Origin of the sequence: Halopseudomonas sp. (assembly GCF_036961105.1) — a bacterium.
Taxonomy (GTDB): domain Bacteria; phylum Pseudomonadota; class Gammaproteobacteria; order Pseudomonadales; family Pseudomonadaceae; genus Halopseudomonas.
This window is the reverse complement of sequence record NZ_JBALWW010000001.1, coordinates 373,367-389,649: the sequence shown is the minus strand read 5'-3', so window position 1 is coordinate 389,649 and position 16,283 is coordinate 373,367. Positions and strand designations below refer to the sequence as shown.

The following is a 16,283-nucleotide window of genomic DNA, read 5'->3' as shown; positions in this document are numbered from 1 at the left end:
CCTAATACAGGGACGGTGCCTGCGCCATTTCAGCAACCCGACGCAAACCATGCATGGGCGTTATCAAAGACCATTCGCAACGCCGAAACCTGCGTCTGGACCTTTACCCGCCACTGATAAGAAATCAACCTGCTAGTCAGTTGCGCATGCATGAGTGCCAAGCTGTGCCAGACTATCTGGCGCGCATTAGCACCGTTCAGACATTAGGACAGGAGTCTGACTGCCGAGTTCAGCTTTTAACGTTGCAGTCTGCTCCGCCACCCTCAACCACTGCAGGAAGAACAGATGAAGACCACCACCGAATTCGACATCATCGTCTATGGCGCCACGGGTTACACCGGGCGCCTGGTCGCCGAATACCTCTGCCAGGAATATGCCGGTGACAAAAATCTGCGCTGGGCCATGGCCGGCCGCAGCCAGGCCAAGTTGGAAGCCGTGCGTGACGAGATTGGCGCCCCTGCCGACACCCCGCTGGTAGTCGCCGATACCGAAAACGCCGCCAGCCTGAAAGCCATGGTTGAACGCACCAAAGTCGTACTGACCACGGTTGGCCCATATCAGCTGTACGGTTCGGAACTGGTTGCCGTGTGCGCCGCCACCGGCACCGACTATGTCGACCTGTGTGGCGAGCCGGCCTGGATGCGCCAGATGATTGATGCCCACGGCGAGGCCGCCAAGCAGAGCGGTGCGCGCATCGTCTTTTCTTGCGGCTTCGACTCCATTCCCTTCGATCTGGGCGTTTACTTTCTGCAGCAGGCCGCGCGCCAGCAACTGGGCAAAACCCTGCCACGGGTCAAGGGCCGCGTACGCAAAATGAAAGGCACCTTCTCCGGCGGCACCGCTGCCAGCCTCAAGGCCACCCTGATTGCCGCCAAGCAAAATCCGGAAATCTACCAGCTGCTGAGCAACCCTTTCGCCCTGACCCCAGGCTTCACCGGCCCCGCACAGCCGCCGGCCGCCAAGCCCGAGTTTGACGAGTCACTGGGCAGTTGGTCCGCGCCCTTCATCATGGCCGCCATCAACACACGCAACGTGCATCGCTCCAACGCACTGCTGGGCCACGCCTATGGCGAGAATTTTGTTTACGATGAAATGCTGTTGACCGGCCCCGGCGAACAAGGTGAGAAGATCGCCAACGCGGTGGCAGGCGACAAGTCGCTGTCGGGCGACTCGGCGCCCAAACCCGGCGAAGGGCCGAGCAAGGAAGAGCGCGAAAACGGATTTTACGATGTGCTCTTTATCGGTGAAGGCGACGGCGGTGAAAAACTCATGGCCAGCGTTTCGGGCAAACGCGACCCGGGCTATGGCTCGACCTCCCGCATGATTGCCGAGAGTGCCATCTGCCTGGTCCGTGACGCCACCGACACGGACGGCGGCATCTGGACCACCGCACCGGCCATGGGCGAGAAGCTGATCAAGCGCCTGCAGGAGCACGCGGGCCTGACCTTCAAGCTGGAATCCTGAGCCTGCCAGCACTGGTCGCCATTCGCGCGTCCAGTGCTGCATTTTCAAGGTTCGCCTGCCAACCAGTCCAACCGGTAGCTACCCTCCCCCGACTGCGCCAAGGTGCGCGCCAGCCAAGGCAACACTTGCTCCAGTTCCTCCCAGATGGGCCAGGGCGGGTTGACCAGAATCAAGCCTGAGCCATTCAAACCAAGCTGATTATCGACCGGCCTGATATTCAGCTCGACCCGCAACGCCTTGGGCAAACCCGCATCGGCAATCTGCTGATAGAACTCGCGCAGCAGGCGCTGATCCTTGATGGGATACCAGAGCGCAATCACCGTTTGCCGCATGCGCTGCACCGCGATCTGCACAGCCTCTACGCAGCGCTGCAGATCATCGGTTTTTTCAAAGGGCGGGTCGAGCAACCAGAGGGCGCGCTTCTCGTCCACCGGCAAAAACGCCTTGGGCAACTGATAGCCGTCGCGCTGATGCACCGCCACCTGATCGCTATAGGCAAAATGCTGCTTCAGCGTCTCAGCATCCTCGGGATGCAGTTCGCTGAGGATCATGCGGTCCTGCGGCCGCAGCAGATCGGCGATGAACTGCGGCGAGCCAGGATAGAAACGCAGGCTGCCGCCCTCGTTGTGCGCGGCCACGGCGGCGCGAAAATCGGTCAGCCACAAGGGCAGCTCGTCGTCTGACCACAGCCGCCCGATACCATCCTGAAATTCACCCGTCTTGCCAGCGCTTTCACCCTGTAAATCATAGAACGCAGTGCCGGCATGGCTATCGAGGTAACACAGCGGTGTTTCCTTGCGCTGCATCAACTCGAGCAGACGACGCAGCAAGGCGTGCTTGAGGACATCGGCGTGATTGCCGGCGTGGTAGCTATGACGGTAGTTCATTGAGGGACCCGCGAAGTGGCTGTGTCAAAAACACGCATTCTAGCAGGCTGGCCACCGCTTTAGGCGTGACCGACCATGTGGCTGACCGGGCAGCGCTGCGCGCTGAGGCCGCGATAGATCCGGTTGCACAACGATATGCGCTACGCCGGCGGGCAGCCGCCACCCACCAGGGAGCGCAGCCCCCATGCCGGCAAACGCGTTACAGATCCGACCATTGGCGCAATAGATTATGGTAGTGGCCGGTCAAACTCAGCAGCTCGGGACACTCCCCGATTCTTCCGCGCAGCTGCTGGATAGTGCCATCCAACTGGTAGAGCTGAGCGCGTTGGGCGTCGGAGCGCACCATGCTCTGGCTCCAGAAAACACTGCACACCCGTTCTCCCTGCGTCACCGGCGTAACCTGATGCAAGCTACTGGACGGATAAAGGATCAGGTCACCGGCAGGCAGTTTAACCTCGTGGCAACCATAGGTGTCCTGCACCTCGAGTTCACCGCCCTCGTACTCGTCCGGCTCGGAGAGAAACAAGGTGGATGACACATCGGTTCGCAAGCTGAGCTGGTTGAAGGGTAACTGACGGATAGCGCCATCGATATGGAAGCCATAATGCTCACCGCCGCTGTAAATGCTGAACAGGGGCGGCACCGAGCGCAGCGGCAAGGCAGCGGCCATGAACAGGGGGTTGGCGTAGATCCGTTTCAAGATGAATTCGCCCAGCTCCAACCCCAATGGCGAATCCACCGGCAGTTGCCGGTTGCGTTTTACCTGGGCGCCCTGATGTCCAACCGTGGCGCGGCCATCAGCCCAATCAGCGGTAGCCAGATGTTTACGTATCTCTGCCACTTCGGGCTTGCTGAGTACTTCCGGCACATGAATCAACATAGAGCATTTACCAATAACGAGAGAAGCGGACAGACGGACTGGAATCAGCAGGGTCATCAGGCATGACGAGTGCAGCCGCTGTCAGCAAAAACGACTACACCCGCAAAATACGCGGGGGTAGCCGAGGTGTCACGGCTTTCCAACCAAGTTGCCTCAGCCTGCGGCCCCCCCCTGTCGAATTACCGGAAGGCCGCAGGATGCCAGCTCGCCTAGAAGCTCATGTCGGCACTGAGCAGGAAGGTGCGAGGCGTGCCCGGCGTATAACGGTAACCACTCTTGTTGATCGCCGCGACATACTCCTCGTCAGCCAGGTTGTAGGCGTTCAGACGCAGGGAGACATTGTCCAGAACAGGGTAGGACACGACCGCATCGAACACCGTGTAAGAATCAGTATGATCCGGGGTGCCCTGCGCGCCGTCGCTACCTCGGGTCAGCCCGGCAGTGTAGCGCGCGCCGCCGCCGATGGTCAGACCGGACGGGAAGCGATAGGTGGTCCAGCTGGTGAACGCGTTATCCGGCGTGTAGGTCAGGTTATTGGATCCGTTGGCGGTAATGGTATCCCCTTCCGTCACCTCGGTATCCAGATGGGTATAACCGGCGGTTACCGACCAGTCCGGCGTGATATTACCGATCATCGACAACTCGACGCCCTCAACCCGCTTTTCGCCATCCTGGGTGGGATTGCCTAGATCATCCTCGCTTATTTCATTGAGCACATCGGTGCGGAACACCGCCGCATTCAGCGTCAAACGATTGGGCACCGCATCCCACTTGACGCCAACCTCATAGGTGTTGGCCTTCTGCGGATCCATATCCGGATTACTCGCGCTGCTGGCAGAATCGCTGAGCTGGAAGTTCAAGCCGCCAGGAGGCTGCTGAGACAAGGCGTAGTTGGCGTACAGGCTGGTTTGCGGAACCGGTTTGTATACGGCGCCCAGCTTCCAGTTGAGCAAGGTATCGCTGTCATCGGTATCGATGGTGCTGACGATGCTGCCGACTGGCAGGGCGCCGCAGCTGACCGCACCGCGGCCCGTACCGTTGTTACATACGGCGTTGCTGCTGTAGTCGGTATTGTAACGGTCGGCGCGCACCCCACCGCTGATCAGGAACTGCTCACCAAACTTCAAGGTGTCGAAGACATACAGCGAGTAGGTATCGGTCTCACCTTCGCTCTTAGCGCCACTGCGGGAATACGCCAGATCGCCGCTGTCATTCCAATCCGGGTTATACAGATTGGCCGGCGGGCGGCTGCCGGTAGATGCTATGCCGTAGCTGGTCTGCTCTTCCTTGGTCAGTTCCAGTCCGGTCACCAGGTTATGCTCGACACTGCCGGTGGCAAAATCGACGCGCAGATTCAACTGGTCGGTCAGGATGCTGTTTTCTATGTCCTTGAAGGTCGAATTGCTCCGCGCGAGCATATAGGTGGATAGGTCATTGACATCAGAATAGGTGATGTTGGTGCCTGTGCTCATGAAGGCGGTCAGCAGATAATCCTGTTTCGTCTCGCCCCAGCGCAGGGTATTGGTCAGTTTGACCTGCTCGGAAAAGTCGTGCTCAAAACGCAAGGTCGCCATTTTGGCGGTGACATCGTCGTGATCCTGGCGGGTGCCGTAGAAATTCTCGCTGTCGACCGGATTGCCCACCAGATTTTCCAGGCCCGCTTGCGGGCTCCAGTGATCAATACCCACGGTAGGTACGTAGCCATCGGGAATATTGTCCTGCTTGACGTAGAGCAGGTTGAGGTAAGCGCGGGTATCGGTATCCAGGCCAAAGCCAAAGGACGCGGCCAGACCGTTGCGGCTGTTGTTCACGTGGTCACGCCCGGCCACATCGCTGTCCTGCCACAGCACATTAAGACGCACCGCGCTGCCCGGCAGCCCATCCAGCGTCTGATTGATATCCGCTGTAACCCGCTCCTGGCCATCAGTGCCCATGGTCACGCTGCTCAGGTTGGCGTCTCTCAGGTTGGCCTGCTTGGTAACCATGTTGATCGCGCCTGAGGGCGCAGTGCGGCCACTGTCGGTGCCGGCCGGCCCCTTTTCCACTTCTACCTGTTCGATGTTGAACAGGTCACGCGAGATCGATCCGATGTCGCGCACATCATCGACAAAAATACTGCCCGAGGTATCAAAACCACGCATGTAGATGGAGTCGCCGGTGGTGGTGTTGCCGTTTTCTCCGGCGTAGAAGGTGCCCACGCCTGCGCTGTTACGAAGCGCCTCGGTCAGCGTGGTTGCGCCTTGCTCGGTGAACACCTGGTTGGTAATCACCTGGATGGTCTGAGGCGTGTCCAGAAGAGGTTGGGTGAACTGGGCAGAGCTGGCCGTTTCCGCGCGATAGGAAGCGGAATCAGCCTCGACTTTCATGGTATCCAGCTCCACCACATCAGACGCCTCTTGCGCCGCAGCGCTACCCGACAGGAGCAGCAAAGAAGAAAACGCCGTGGCTACCGGCTGCTGGAATCGATGTTTTTTGGATCGAATGAATGGCGAAGATGTCGTGGTCATGGCGTTGATACCCTTTCCTTTTAGTATGCTCAGAAGCCAATGGCGCCGATGAAGCGCAATTCGAGATGGCATGCTAATGATAATCAGTATCAACATCAATAAAATTATTCTCTTAGATTTCATTTGATTTAAATTTGTGTACCCCTTCCGCTTTTTCTGTGGGCTCTGGATGCTGGAAAACCTACAAAACTCGCCACTCAAACTACGAAGATTGCGCGGTACGCCTACGGCGCACAGCAGAGATGCATACAAGGGGGATTTACTATCGAGGCCAGTCAAATGAGCGTAAGCACCTACTCCACGCCCATCTGATTTCGCTCAGAAAACTACGCACGCGCTGCCAGGGTCAGCGGGCCAACCCATCACGCCTGGCGAGCGAGGGCTCAGGCGTTAGCCCTGCTGACTCTGGGGCGTGACCCGCAGTACTTCTTCGATGGTGGTCAGACCCGAGCCCACCTTCTGCGCACCCGACAGCCGCAGGCTGTGCATGCCTTCCTTGTAGGCCTGACGACGCAGCGCGCCCAAGTCGGTATCGGCGTGAATCAGCGACTTGATACCCTCGCTCAGCGGCATGAGTTCATACACCCCGGCGCGCCCACGGTAGCCGGTCTCGCGGCATTCAACGCAGCCCACCGGCTGCATGGCCTTGCTCGGCAGCGGCGCGTTCCAGGGCTTGGTCAGATCACCCCAGCCGTCTTCGTCTATCTCTACCGGCGCTTTGCAGTGCGGGCAAAGTGTACGCACCAGCCGCTGCGCCATCACGCCCAGCACTGTGGCCTTGATCAGGTAAGCCGGCACGCCCAGTTCAATCAGGCGGCTGACCGCGCTGGGCGCGTCGTTGGTGTGCAGGGTCGAGAGCACGAGGTGGCCGGTCAGCGCGGCCTGAATCGCCATTTCGGCGGTTTCCAGATCGCGAATCTCGCCGATCATGATGATGTCCGGATCCTGGCGCATCAATGCCCGCACCGCGCTGGCGAAGTTCAGGTCGATGTTGTGCTGCACCTGCATCTGATTGAAGCTGTCCTCGACCATCTCGATCGGATCTTCGACGGTACAGACGTTGACCTCGGGCGTGGCCAATTGCTTGAGCGTGGTGTAGAGCGTGGTGGTCTTGCCGGAGCCGGTTGGCCCGGTCACCAGGACGATACCGTTGGGCTGCGCGACCATGCTCTGCCAACGGCGTTGATCCTCGCTGGAGAAACCCAGTTGATCGAAGCTGCGCAAGAGTACATCCGGATCGAAGATGCGCATGACCATCTTTTCGCCAAAGGCGGTCGGTAACGTCGAGAGTCGCAGCTCGACCTCATTGCCCTTGGGCGATTTGGTCTTCACCCGGCCATCCTGTGGCTTGCGCTTTTCCGCCACGTTCATACGGCCCAGGGTTTTCAGGCGGCTGACCACGGCCACGGTGACCTGCAACGGAAACTGATAGACGGTGTGCAGCACGCCGTCGATGCGCAGGCGCACGCTACCCGTCTCGCGGCGCGGCTCGACGTGAATATCGCTGGCGCGCTGCTCGAAGGCGTACTGGAACAGCCAGTCGACGATGTTCACCACGTGGGCGTCGTTGGCATCCGGCTCCTGGCTCATGCTGCCAAGGTTCAGCAGTTGCTCGAAATTGCCGATACCGCTGAGCTTCTGATCGCTGGCGTTGGCACCGGTCACCGAGCGCGCCAAGCGGTAGAACTCCACGGTATAGCGCTGCAGGTCGGCGGGGTTGGTGATCACGCGCTTGATATCACGCCGCAACACGTGGCGCAGGTTGTCCTCCCAGCCACTGACAAAAGGCTGGGCGCTGGCGATGGTAACTTCCTTCTCGTTAACATCAACAGCGAGAATCTTGTGCCGCTGGGCGAAGGCGAACGACATCAGCGGCGTGACTGCCGAGACATTGATCTTCAGCGGGTCGATTCGAAAATAGGGCTGCCCGGTTTCAGTCGCCAACCAACGGCTGAGAGTATCGATGTCCAGCTTCTTGCCGGGGCGCGCCAGGTCGTTCACTTCCTGCGCGGCAATGAACTGCAGCGGATGCAGTTTGGCGGTATCGCCTGTGCCAGAGCGGCGCAGCGTTACCAGATGATCCAGGGTTTCGGCGTCGATCCGCCCCTGGGCCACCAGCACGTTGAGAAAGTCGCCCAACTCCAGTGGCCGGTCGCTGCCCGGAATTGCCAGCTGCGTCAACGTCTTCATACCGCTCTCCCTTTATCTGCTGCTTTCCCTCAAGTCTGGCAGCCACCTGGCCGCCAGACCAGCCTGCTACTGATTCAACTCGCGCCAGGCATTGAGTTTGCGAACTCGCTGCCCCTGCTTGCGCAGCGCGGCGAGCAAAAGGTCGCGTTGCTCATCATCTATCTGCGGATACTGTTCCAGCAGCGCCTGCAACTTGTTCAGCTCGCCGAACAGACGATCGGGTTCGGGCACGTCCAGGTGCGAGCGGAAGTTGCCCAGCAACAGCTGCAGGCGCCCCAGGCGCGGCAACTGATCCGTCCATTCGCTGGCCAGATGATCAGGGTCATTATTGTGCGGCACGCGCAGCTCCTGGATTTCCTTGGCGACAGCTGCCAGCAGCCACCGCTCCAGCGCCAGCGCTGCAATGCGGTCGCCACGCGGCGGACGATTGCTTTGCCAGCGCTTGTCGAGCAACCACAGCGCCAACTCGACAAACAGCTGCCCCCAGGCCGGGTCGGCTACTTGCAAATCGAAGGCTTCGCCAGCCTGGCGGCGTGCGGCCTCGCCCTGGCTGTCGTCAGCCCAGCCGGCCAGCACCAATGGCTGAAAGGTCGCCAGCAATTGGTCCAACGGCGCAGTGAAGGGCTGTGCCGCTGAGCGCGGCAAGGCCAGATCGAAAACATTGAAGCAGGCACGCAAGGCCGCGAGATTGCCGGTCAGTTCGCGGAACAGCTTCCATTGCCGGGCAAAGCGGTACTGCTCGGCCAGCCGCTGCACGCGCCCCAGCAACTGCGTGATCAGCTGCTCAATGACGGTATCCACGCTGGTCTCAGCCTGCCACTGCGGTGCATCAAGACGCAACGCGTAGCTCGCCGGATCAAACAGCCGGTAACCGCGTTCGGCCTTGCTGATATCGCAGGGCATCAGCACCTGATCGCGGCACAGCTCCAGTGCCAGTTCCAGCAGCGCTACCGGTGAGCCGGCGCGGATTTCCAGTTCCAGCTCGCTGATCGGTTCGCGCTGTTCGCGGGCGCTGACCTCGCCCTGATCCAGTGCCACCTCAACCTCGACCTGCTCGCCCTCGCGCTCCCAGCGCAGCAGCGCGCGGGTGCGCTGAAAGTCGGTGGTGAAGACCGGCTGCAGCGTGCGCTTGTCGAGGTCCGCCAGCGCGGCGGGCCAGCAGCTGTCATCCAGCAGATCCAGGTCCAGCTCCGATTGCTGCAGATGCCAGTCCCATTCGTTGCGCTCGGACAGCCCCGCTACGCTCTGACCGCGGCTCTTCAGCGTCTGAATGACGGCAGCGCCATCGCGGCGCAGGCGCAGCGCAACCTTGGCACCCGCCAGCGCGCGGTCGGCGGTGTCGTAATACTGATTGAACAGGGTGCCGCTTTGCCATTCACCGGTCAGGCGGCTATTGAGCAAGGGATGTTCACGCAGTGCAGCCAATACCTCGGCACTGGCGCGTAATTTGATTTCGGTTTCTTTACCCATGAAATTCTCTGCCATACCGCAGGATCAGATGCCAGCGGTAAAATTGTGTTCTTTTCATTTCAATCGGATGACGGTGAGGCATGCAAGTCCTATACTTTGCGGCCTCAACTCCCGCTGGAGGCGCTATGCCTAACAATCCTTTTCTCAGCCTGTTCGGTCGCTCCCCCATAGGCCCGATGCAGCAGCATATTGCCAAGGCACACGAGTGTGCAGCTCAACTGATGCCCTTCATAGAGGCCGTGATCGCCAACGATTGGGTGGAAGCGGAGCGCGTGCAACAGCACATTGCCCAACTGGAGCGCGACGCCGACAAACTCAAGAAGGATGTTCGCGTGCACCTGCCCAAGAGCCTGTTCCTGCCGGTACCGCGCTCGGACCTGCTCGAGCTGCTCAGTGTACAGGACAAAGTAGCCAACCGCGCCAAGGATATCGCCGGCCTGATGCTGGGCCGCCAGATGATGATTCCGGTGCCGCTGAGCGAGGCGTTCCGCGCTTTTGTGCAACGCTCCATCGATGCTGCAGCGCAGGCCCTCAAGGCCATGAACGAGCTGGACGAGTTGCTCGAAACAGGCTTCTCGGGGCGTGAGGTTACTCTGGTAGAGCGCATGATCGAAGAGCTCGACAGCATCGAGCACGACACCGACAACATGCAGATCAAGCTGCGCGCCGACCTCTACAAGCTGGAGAAGGACCTGCCTCCAGTGGACGTCATGTTCCTGTATCAGATCATCGAATGGATTGGTGATGTGGCTGACCGCGCACAGCGCGTAGGCAACCGCCTGGAATTGCTGATGGCCCGCTAAGGGCCGGCTTAACCATGCACCCAATAGAGTACTGAATATGACGCTGATTGCAGAGTACGGCACAGTCCTGCTCATCCTGGCCTGCCTCTTCGGTTTTTTCATGGCCTGGGGGGTAGGCGCCAACGATGTTGCCAACGCCATGGGCACCTCGGTCGGCTCCCGCGCGCTGACCATCAAACAGGCGATTCTGATCGCCATGGTATTCGAGTTTCTCGGCGCCTATCTGGCCGGCGGCTCGGTTACCCAGACCATTCGCAGCGGCATCATCGATGCCGACATGATTCCCCCGGACAAGATGGTATTCGGCATGCTGGCCGCGTTGCTCGCGGCCGGCACCTGGCTGCTAATCGCCTCCATCAAGGGCTGGCCGGTCTCCACCACCCACTCCATCATCGGCGCGGTGATCGGCTTTGGCGCGGTCGGTGTGTCCATGGACGCCGTGCACTGGGGCGGCGTGGTGCCCATCGTATCGAGCTGGGTGATTTCACCGCTGCTGTCCGGTTTTGTCGCCTTCATGATCTTCATGAGCGTGCACAAGCTCATCCTCGACACCGAAGACCCCTTCGCCAACGCCAAGCGCTACGTGCCCTTCTACATGTTCATCGTCGGTTTTGTGGTGACCATTGTGACCCTCACCAAGGGGCTCAAACATGTCGGCCTGCATCTCAGTGGCTGGCAGAGTCTGGGACTGGCGCTGCTGTTTGGCGCCGTCGTGTGCGCGGTTGGTGTGCTGCTGCTCCGCCGCATCAAGGCTGACCCTGAAGCCGACAAGGCCTTCCATTTTGCCAGCGTGGAAAAGGTCTTTGCCGTGCTGATGATCTTCACCGCCTGCGCCATGGCCTTTGCCCACGGCTCCAACGACGTTGCCAACGCCGTCGGCCCCCTGGCTGCCATTGTCGGCGTACTCAGTTCCGGCGGAGAAGTGGCCAGTCAGTCCACAGTGCCCGGCTGGGTCCTGCTGCTGGGCGGTGTGGGCATTGTTGTTGGTCTGGCTACCTACGGCTACCGGGTGATTGCCACCATCGGCCAGCACATCACCGAATTGACCCCCAGCCGCGGCTTTGCCGCCGAGCTGGCGACCGCCACCACAGTGGTAGGCGCATCAGCCATCGGGTTGCCGATTTCGACCACCCACACTCTGGTGGGCGCGGTGCTGGGGGTGGGCATGGCCCGCGGCATAGGCGCGCTCAACCTGCGTGTAATCGGCACCATCTTCAGTTCCTGGGTAGTCACCCTGCCCGCCGGCGCGGTGCTGGCCATCATCTACTTCTTCATCCTTTCCGGGATTTTCAGCTGACGGAAGGCATCCGGCGGCGTAAGCTGAACTTCATTGTTCGCTTACGCCGCCCGGAGTTTTCATGGCATTGCCCTCGCTGAAAGCGCAATTCGATGCGCTGCTCAAACTACCCTCCATCAGTTGCACCCAGGACGATATGGACCAGTCCAACCTGCCGGTGGTGCATCTGCTGGCCAGTTGGCTGGGCGACCTGGGATTTGCCTGCGAAATTCAACCCATCCCCGGCGAGCCCGGCAAGGCCAACCTGATCGCCACTCTGGGTAGCGGCCCCGGTGGCCTGGTCATGGCCGGCCATACCGATACCGTGCCCTGCAATCCCGAGCGTTGGCAGCACGACCCCTTCAAGCTGACCGAAGCCGATGGCCGCTGGTATGGTTTGGGCAGCTGCGACATGAAGGGCTTTTTTCCGCTGATCATCGAAGCCGTCCGCAACTACGTAGACCAACCCTTCAAGCAACCACTGATCGTGCTGGCCACCGCCGATGAAGAAAGCTCCATGAGCGGTGCTCGGGCGCTGGTCGCCAGCGGCCTGCCCAAGGCGCGGCATGCGGTCATCGGCGAGCCAACCGGGCTCAAGCCGATACGCGTGCACAAGGGCATCATGATGGAGCGCATTGACATCACCGGTCAGGCCGGCCACTCCTCCGACCCGGCCCTGGGCAACAACGCCATGGAAGCCATGCACAGCGTGATCAGCGAGCTCATGGCACTGCGCACCGATTGGCAGAAACGCTGGAACAATCCGCTGTTCGGCGTACCCACGCCCACGCTCAATCTCGGCTGCATCCATGGCGGTGACAATCCCAACCGCATCTGCGCCAAGTGCGCGCTGGAGTTCGATATTCGCCCCCTGCCGGGCATGGACCCGGATGCCCTGCGCGCCGACATTCAGACCCGGCTCGACCTAATCGCCGCCGAGCGGCAGGTGCAGATTGTCTATGCACCGCTATTCCCCGGTGTACCGCCCATGGACACCGCCGCCGATGCGCCACTGGTACAGGCCTGCGAAGCCCTCACCGGCCACAGTGCCGGCAGTGTGGCCTTTGCCACGGAAGGCCCCTACCTCAACCAGATCGGCATGCATACGTTGATTTTGGGCCCCGGCGACATTGATCAGGCGCACCAGCCGGACGAGTTTCTGGCCATGGACAGACTCAATCCGACCGTGGATATTCTGCGCCAGCTGATCAAGCGATTTTGCCTGCAGTAGACAATTCCAGCGCCAGCGGCTTGATGCCGGCGCCGCCACACTCTTTAATAGCTCTTTTGCCTGGAAACGCCGCGAATGCTCGACTACGTCAACTGGTTCCGCCACTCGACGCCCTACATCAACCAGCACCGTGACTGCACCTTTGTGCTGATGTTGCCCGGTGAAGGCCTGGCGCACCCGAATTTCAGCAATATCGTGCACGACATCATGCTGCTCAACAGCCTGGACGTGCGCCTGGTGCTGGTGCATGGCTCTCGCCCGCAGATCGAGGAGCGACTGAAGGCACGCGGCATCAGCTCGCGCTACCACAACGACCTGCGCATCACCGACCTGGATACCCTGGCCTGCGTAACCGATGCTGTGGGCGCGCTGCGGATCGCCATAGAAGCCCAGCTGTGTACTCAGCAACAGGGCGCTCGCCTGCGGGTTACCAGCGGCAACCTGGTCACCGCCAAGCCCATCGGCGTGGTCGACGGCGTCGACTTTCATCACACCGGCGAGGTGCGCCGGGTTGATCGCAAGGCCATCAGCCGGCATCTGGACGAGCACGACATCGTGTTGCTCTCCAGCCTGGGCTACTCGCCCACCGGCGAGGTATTCAACCTGGCCAGTGAAGATGTCGCCACCAGCGTGGCGGCCGCACTGGGCGCCGACAAACTGATTCTGTTTGGTGAAGACACCGGCATCCGCGACGAGCACGGCGACCTGCTGCGTGAGCTCAAACCCACCCGCGCCGCGCCCCTACTCAACAACCTGGGCAACTCGCTGCCGGGCAACCTGCTGCGCGCCGCCTGCAAGGCCAGCAACGCTGGCGTGCGCCGCTCACACATTGTCAGCTTTGCCGAAGACGGCGCCATGCTCAACGAGTTGTTCACCCGCGACGGCAGCGGCACTCTGGTCGCCCAGGAAGCCTTCGAACAGGTTCGCTCGGCGACCATCGAAGACGTCGGCGGTCTGCTGGATCTGCTGCGTCCGCTGGAAGAAGCCGGCATTCTGGTGCGTCGCTCACGGGAAGTGCTGGAGACCGAGATCAGCCAATTCACCCTGGTCGAACGCGACGGCACCATCATCGGCTGCGCCGCGCTCTACCCGCTGGAAGGCTCTACCAGCGCTGAACTGGCCTGCGTCGCCATCGACCCCAATTACCGCCAGGGCGGTCGCGGCGACCAGTTGCTGCAGCATATCGAAGCCCAGGCGCGCAGCCTGAAGATCGATACCCTGTTCGTGCTTACCACGCGCACCGCGCACTGGTTCCGCGAGCGTGGCTTTGTGCCCAGCAGTGTTGAGCGCCTGCCGGCCAAGCGGGCCGAGTTGTACAACTATCAGCGCAACTCCAAGGTGTTCGAAAAGGCGCTCTGACTGCTCGCTGAACAACGACCGGCGTTGCCATCACGAGGCGAAAAGAGGCTTTTTCACCGCCCTGCCCGGTTCAACATGCAACACACCCGCGCCGAGCGGCTGCATGCCGCCCGGTGAATTGGTATGCTTGCGTATTGCAATACACCACGAGAGTACCCTCATGCCTGATTACCGCTCAAAAACCTCCACCTTTGGCCGCAACATGGCCGGCGCTCGCGCGCTGTGGCGCGCCACCGGCATGAAGGACGAAGACTTCAAGAAGCCGATTATTGCGGTCGCCAACTCCTTCACCCAGTTCGTACCCGGCCACGTGCACCTCAAGGACATGGGCCAACTGGTTGCGCGTGAAATCGAACGCGCTGGCGGCGTGGCCAAGGAATTCAACACCATAGCCGTGGACGACGGGATCGCCATGGGCCACGACGGTATGCTCTATTCGCTGCCTTCGCGCGAGATCATCGCCGATTCAGTCGAGTACATGGTCAACGCCCATTGCGCGGATGCTATCGTCTGCATCTCCAACTGCGACAAGATCACCCCCGGCATGCTGATGGCCGCGCTGCGCCTGAATGTACCGGTGGTATTCGTTTCCGGCGGTCCGATGGAAGCCGGCAAGACCAAGCTGGCCAGCCATGGCCTGGATCTGGTCGATGCCATGGTGATTGCCGCCGACGAAAGCAGCTCGGACGAAAAAGTCGCCGAATACGAGCGCTCGGCCTGCCCCACTTGCGGCTCCTGCTCCGGCATGTTCACCGCCAACTCGATGAACTGCCTGACCGAAGCGCTGGGTCTCGCGCTGCCGGGTAATGGCTCAACCCTGGCGACCCACAGCGACCGCGAACAACTGTTTCTGCGCGCCGGTCGCACCGTCGTCGATCTGTGCAAGCGCTACTACGGCGACGGCGACGACAGCGTCCTGCCGCGCAACATCGCCAACTTCAAGGCGTTCGAGAACGCCATGACGCTGGATATCGCCATGGGCGGCTCCACCAACACCATTCTGCACTTGCTGGCCGCAGCGCAGGAAGGCGAAGTCGAGTTCGACCTGCGCGACATCGACCGTCTGTCGCGCAAGGTGCCGCAACTGTGCAAAGTCGCGCCAAACATTCAGAAGTACCACATGGAAGACGTGCACCGCGCTGGCGGTATCTTCAGCATCCTGGGCTCGCTGGCACGTGGCGGCCTGCTGCATACCGACCTGCCGACGGTGCACAGTGCCAGCATGGAAGAGGCAATCGCCACCTGGGACATCACCCAGACCGACGACGAAGCCGTGCATACCTTCTTCAAAGCGGGCCCGGCGGGTATCCCGACGCAGACAGCATTCAGCCAGTCGACCCGCTGGGACACCCTGGATGATGACCGCGAAAACGGTTGCATCCGCAGTGTTGAGCACGCCTACTCCCAGGAAGGCGGCCTGGCCGTGCTGTACGGCAATATCGCCCAGGATGGCTGCGTTGTGAAAACCGCTGGGGTGGACGAGTCGATTCACGTCTTCGAAGGCCGCGCCAAGATCTACGAGAGCCAGGACACCGCCGTGAAGGGCATTCTGGCCGACGAAGTGAAAGCCGGCGATATCGTGATCATTCGTTACGAAGGCCCCAAAGGCGGTCCCGGCATGCAGGAGATGCTCTACCCCACCAGTTACCTGAAGTCCAAGGGACTGGGCAAGGATTGCGCGCTGCTGACCGACGGTCGCTTCTCCGGCGGCACCTCGGGGCTGTCTATTGGGCACGCCTCGCCGGAAGCCGCTGCCGGCGGCGCCATTGGTCTGGTGCGCGACGGCGACAAGGTACTGATCGACATTCCCAACCGCAGCATCAACCTGCTGGTCAGCGATGAAGAGCTTTCCCACCGCCGGATCGAGCAGGACAAGCTGGGCTGGAAGCCGGTGGAAAAACGTCCACGCAAGGTCACCACCGCGCTCAAGGCCTACGCCCTGCTGGCCACGAGTGCCGACAAGGGTGCCGTGCGCGACAAGAGCATGCTGGAAGACTGAAACAACGCCGGCGCGGCCAGCCAAGCCGCGCCGGATTCTTGCCATTGAACCAATCAGCGAAAACTTTAGTCAACTACTTGACAGATAAGGCCATGTGCCATACCGCTGGTCGGAGATTCCGCCCTCCTGCTACATCAAACAGCTGTAAGCATTCTGTGATGACGTTAACATTATGACGTCATTGAATTGTGCATGGACGAACAACACCAAAGATGCC

Annotated in this window: 11 protein-coding genes; 6 read left to right on the top strand and 5 right to left on the bottom strand. The window is 60.8% G+C overall.

Annotated elements, in window-relative coordinates:
- Nucleotides 1–285: 285 nt before the first annotated feature.
- Complete coding sequence (locus tag V7756_RS01750; RefSeq protein WP_335608441.1) at nt 286–1,464, top strand: saccharopine dehydrogenase family protein; 1,179 nt, start codon at nt 286–288, stop codon at nt 1,462–1,464.
- A gap of 44 nt (nt 1,465–1,508) precedes the next feature.
- Here V7756_RS01750 and V7756_RS01745 read toward each other — a convergent pair whose 3' ends face one another.
- The 5 genes from V7756_RS01745 to V7756_RS01725 form a co-directional block, all read right to left on the bottom strand.
- The gene (locus V7756_RS01745) at nt 1,509–2,351 is read right to left on the bottom strand and encodes a 23S rRNA (adenine(2030)-N(6))-methyltransferase RlmJ (RefSeq protein ID WP_335608440.1); all 843 of its coding nucleotides are present in this window, start codon (nt 2,349–2,351) and stop codon (nt 1,509–1,511) included.
- A gap of 199 nt (nt 2,352–2,550) precedes the next feature.
- Nucleotides 2,551–3,231, bottom strand: coding sequence for a Fe2+-dependent dioxygenase (locus tag V7756_RS01740; protein WP_335608439.1), 681 nt, complete (start codon nt 3,229–3,231; stop codon nt 2,551–2,553).
- A gap of 209 nt (nt 3,232–3,440) precedes the next feature.
- On the bottom strand, nt 3,441–5,738 hold the full coding sequence (locus V7756_RS01735) for a catecholate siderophore receptor Fiu (RefSeq protein WP_335608438.1): 2,298 nt from the start codon (nt 5,736–5,738) through the stop codon (nt 3,441–3,443).
- 390 nt (nt 5,739–6,128) lie between these two features.
- Nucleotides 6,129–7,928, bottom strand: coding sequence for a GspE/PulE family protein (locus tag V7756_RS01730; RefSeq protein WP_335608437.1), 1,800 nt, complete (start codon nt 7,926–7,928; stop codon nt 6,129–6,131).
- Nucleotides 7,929–7,994: 66 nt separating this feature from the next.
- Nucleotides 7,995–9,398 (bottom strand): CYTH domain-containing protein, encoded by a 1,404-nt coding sequence (locus V7756_RS01725; protein ID WP_335608436.1) that lies wholly within the window; start codon nt 9,396–9,398, stop codon nt 7,995–7,997.
- A gap of 125 nt (nt 9,399–9,523) precedes the next feature.
- Here V7756_RS01725 and V7756_RS01720 point away from each other — a divergent pair, with 125 nt between their 5' ends.
- The 5 genes from V7756_RS01720 to ilvD all read left to right on the top strand — a co-directional run bounded on the left by V7756_RS01720 (nt 9,524) and on the right by ilvD (nt 16,066).
- On the top strand, nt 9,524–10,201 hold the full coding sequence (locus tag V7756_RS01720; RefSeq protein WP_335608435.1) for a TIGR00153 family protein: 678 nt from the start codon (nt 9,524–9,526) through the stop codon (nt 10,199–10,201).
- 37 nt (nt 10,202–10,238) lie between these two features.
- Nucleotides 10,239–11,498, top strand: coding sequence for an inorganic phosphate transporter (locus tag V7756_RS01715; RefSeq protein WP_335608434.1), 1,260 nt, complete (start codon nt 10,239–10,241; stop codon nt 11,496–11,498).
- A 61-nt stretch (nt 11,499–11,559) separates the two neighbouring features.
- The gene (gene argE, locus V7756_RS01710) at nt 11,560–12,708 is read left to right on the top strand and encodes an acetylornithine deacetylase (RefSeq protein ID WP_335608433.1); all 1,149 of its coding nucleotides are present in this window, start codon (nt 11,560–11,562) and stop codon (nt 12,706–12,708) included.
- A 75-nt stretch (nt 12,709–12,783) separates the two neighbouring features.
- Entirely contained in the window at nt 12,784–14,067 is a 1,284-nt protein-coding gene (gene argA / locus V7756_RS01705) for an amino-acid N-acetyltransferase (RefSeq protein WP_335608432.1), read from the top strand.
- A 160-nt stretch (nt 14,068–14,227) separates the two neighbouring features.
- Nucleotides 14,228–16,066, top strand: a complete 1,839-nt coding sequence (gene ilvD / locus V7756_RS01700; protein WP_335608431.1) for a dihydroxy-acid dehydratase — start codon at nt 14,228–14,230, stop codon at nt 16,064–16,066.
- Nucleotides 16,067–16,283 lie beyond the last annotated feature (217 nt).

Bases quoted from the DNA above. Each gene is read 5' to 3' on its own strand.
- argE (WP_335608433.1), top strand. From the start codon at position 11,560: ATGGCATTGCCCTCGCTGAAAGCGCAATTCGATGCGCTGCTCAAACTA.
- V7756_RS01750 (WP_335608441.1), top strand. From the start codon at position 286: ATGAAGACCACCACCGAATTCGACATCATCGTCTATGGCGCCACGGGT.
- argA (WP_335608432.1), top strand. From the start codon at position 12,784: ATGCTCGACTACGTCAACTGGTTCCGCCACTCGACGCCCTACATCAAC.
- V7756_RS01745 (WP_335608440.1), bottom strand. From the start codon at position 2,351: ATGAACTACCGTCATAGCTACCACGCCGGCAATCACGCCGATGTCCTC.
- V7756_RS01735 (WP_335608438.1), bottom strand. From the start codon at position 5,738: ATGACCACGACATCTTCGCCATTCATTCGATCCAAAAAACATCGATTC.
- V7756_RS01730 (WP_335608437.1), bottom strand. From the start codon at position 7,928: ATGAAGACGTTGACGCAGCTGGCAATTCCGGGCAGCGACCGGCCACTG.
- V7756_RS01740 (WP_335608439.1), bottom strand. From the start codon at position 3,231: ATGTTGATTCATGTGCCGGAAGTACTCAGCAAGCCCGAAGTGGCAGAG.
- V7756_RS01720 (WP_335608435.1), top strand. From the start codon at position 9,524: ATGCCTAACAATCCTTTTCTCAGCCTGTTCGGTCGCTCCCCCATAGGC.
- ilvD (WP_335608431.1), top strand. From the start codon at position 14,228: ATGCCTGATTACCGCTCAAAAACCTCCACCTTTGGCCGCAACATGGCC.
- V7756_RS01715 (WP_335608434.1), top strand. From the start codon at position 10,239: ATGACGCTGATTGCAGAGTACGGCACAGTCCTGCTCATCCTGGCCTGC.
- V7756_RS01725 (WP_335608436.1), bottom strand. From the start codon at position 9,398: ATGGGTAAAGAAACCGAAATCAAATTACGCGCCAGTGCCGAGGTATTG.